We start from the raw sequence: 2,399 nt of genomic DNA, 5'->3' as shown, positions 1-2,399 counted from the left end.
TGAAATTCGAAGGCATCTACACCCCGGCAATCACTCCGCTGGCTGCGGACGGTTCGATCGACAAGGCGGCGTTCGCCGAAGTGCTCGATTACCTGGTCGAATCGAAAATCCACGGCGTGATCATCGGTGGCTCCACCGGCGAGTACTACGCCCACACCGCGCAAGAGCGTATCGAACTGGCCGCCCAGGCCAAGGACGTGCTCAACGGCCGCCTGCCGCTGATCATCGGCACCGGCGCGATCCGCACCGAAGACTCGGTGGCGTTCGCCAAGCACGCCAAGGAAATCAAAGCCGATGCGCTGCTGGTGGGCACCCCGCCGTACGCGCTGCCGACCCAGCAGGAAATCGCCCTGCACGTCAAAGCGGTCGACGCTGTCGCCGGTCTGCCGATCATGCTCTACAACTACCCAGGCCGCATGAGCGTGAGCATGGGCGAAGCGTTCTTCGATGCGGTCGCCGATGTGAAAAACATCGTCGCCATCAAGGAAAGCTCTGGCGACATGGCCCAACTGCACCGGCTGGCCATCCAGCGCCCGAACATCCAGCTGTCGTGCGGCTGGGACGACCAGGCCCTGGAGTTCTTCGCCTGGGGCGCCCAAAGCTGGGTGTGCGCCGGCTCCAACTTCATCCCGCGGGAGCACGTGGCCCTGTTCGAGGCCTGCGTGGTCGAGAAAGACTTCGACAAAGGCCGCCGCATCATGAGCGCCATGATGCCGCTGATGGACTTCCTGGAAGGTGGCAAGTTCGTCCAGTCGATCAAGTACGGCGTGGCCCTGAACGGCCTGAGCACCGGTGGCGTGCGCAAGCCGCTGTCCGAGCTGGACGCTGCCGAGAAGCAGGCACTCGAGCGCGTGGTCACTGAACTCAAGCGCAACATCGCCCAGATCACCGGAGGTGCCTGAAAATGGCTGAATTACTGAGCAAGGCACAGTACGCGGCCATCGCCGCCGACCTGCAACTGCGTACCCAGGCGTTCATCGACGGTGAATTCCGCGATGCTGTCTCGGGCCGCACCTTCGTCACCACCAACCCGGCCACCGGCAAGCAACTGGCCGAAGTCGCCGCTTGCGACGTGCAGGATGTCGACCTTGCCGTGGCAGCAGCCAAGCGCGTGTTCGAAGACGGTTCGTGGTCCAAGCTGCAACCGGGTGAGCGCAAGCACATCCTGCTGAAGTTCGCCCAGTTGCTGGAAGACCACAGCCATGAGCTGGCGGTACTGGAAGCGTTGGACAGCGGCAAGCCGGTCAGTGAATGCCAGAACGTCGACGTGCCGGAAACCATCCACACCATCCGCTGGCACGCCGAGCTGATCGACAAGATCTACGACAGCACCGCGCCGACCGGCAACGCTGCCGTGACCATGGTGGTGCGTGAAGCCATCGGTGTGGTCGGCCTGGTGCTGCCCTGGAACTTCCCGCTGCTGATGCTGGCCTGGAAGATCGCCCCGTCGCTGGCCGCCGGGTGCTCGATCGTGGTCAAGCCGGCCAAGGAAACCACCCTCAGCGCCCTGCGCGTGGCCGAACTGGCCCACCAGGCTGGCGTACCGGCGGGTGTGTTCAACCTGGTGCCTGGCGGTGGCCGTGAAGTGGGCGAAGCCATCGGCCGCCACATGGACATCCCGATGGTCAGCTTCACCGGCTCCACCGACACCGGCCGCCTGTTCCTGAAATACGCCGCCGAGTCCAACCTCAAGCGCATTGTCCTGGAGCTGGGGGGCAAGAACCCGGCCGTGGTCATGAATGACTGCGAAGACCTGGACGAAGTGGCTCAGTTCGTCACCGCCGGTGCGTTCTGGAACATGGGCGAGAATTGCTCGGCCTCTTCGCGCCTGATCGTGCACAAGGACGTCAAGGACGAACTGCTGACCCTGATTGGCAAGCACTTGAAGGACTGGAAGCTGGGCGACCCGCTCGACCCTGAAAACCGCCTGGGCGCGATGGTCAGCAAATCGCACTTCGAGAAGGTGAAGTCTTATCTGGAATATGCCGCCGAGCAGAAGCTCAACGTGGTGCAGGGCGGTGAGACCGAGCAGGGCGTGTTCGTGCAGCCGACCATCGTTGACGGGGTTACGCCTGACAATCGGTTGTTCGTCGAGGAAATTTTCGGCCCAGTGTTGAGCGTAACGTCGTTCGAGACCATTGACGAAGCGATCGAGCTGGCCAACGACACTATCTACGGCCTGGCCGCTTCGGCCTACACCGGCAGCCTGCGCAATGCCTTGCGCCTGTCACGGGAAATCCGCGCGGGGGTGGTGACGGTGAACTGCTTTGGCGAGGGCGATGCGTCGACGCCGTTCGGTGGCTACAAAGAGTCCGGCTTTGGTGGGCGTGACAAGTCCATCTGGGCCCATGACCAGTACACGGAGTTGAAGACCATCTGGATCAACGCTGCGTGAGCTG

2 protein-coding genes are annotated in these 2,399 nt (G+C 63.0%); both read left to right on the top strand.

Annotated features, from left to right (window positions below; all coding sequences use genetic code 11):
- Positions 1–902: dihydrodipicolinate synthase family protein (locus tag CKW22_RS27165; protein ID WP_095065636.1), on the top strand; the 902-nt coding region annotated here is incomplete at its 5' end.
- A gap of 2 nt (positions 903–904) precedes the next feature.
- Positions 905–2,395, top strand: a complete 1,491-nt coding sequence (locus CKW22_RS27160; RefSeq protein WP_095065634.1) for an aldehyde dehydrogenase — start codon at positions 905–907, stop codon at positions 2,393–2,395.
- Positions 2,396–2,399: the final 4 nt, after the last annotated feature.

This window comes from Pseudomonas sp. Irchel s3f19, assembly GCF_900187555.1.
Lineage (GTDB): Bacteria > Pseudomonadota > Gammaproteobacteria > Pseudomonadales > Pseudomonadaceae > Aquipseudomonas > Aquipseudomonas capeferrum.
The sequence above is the reverse complement of the archived record's forward strand: the minus strand, read 5'-3'. Positions and strand labels throughout refer to the sequence as shown.

Bases quoted from the DNA above. Each gene is read 5' to 3' on its own strand.
- CKW22_RS27160 (WP_095065634.1), top strand. From the start codon at position 905: ATGGCTGAATTACTGAGCAAGGCACAGTACGCGGCCATCGCCGCCGAC.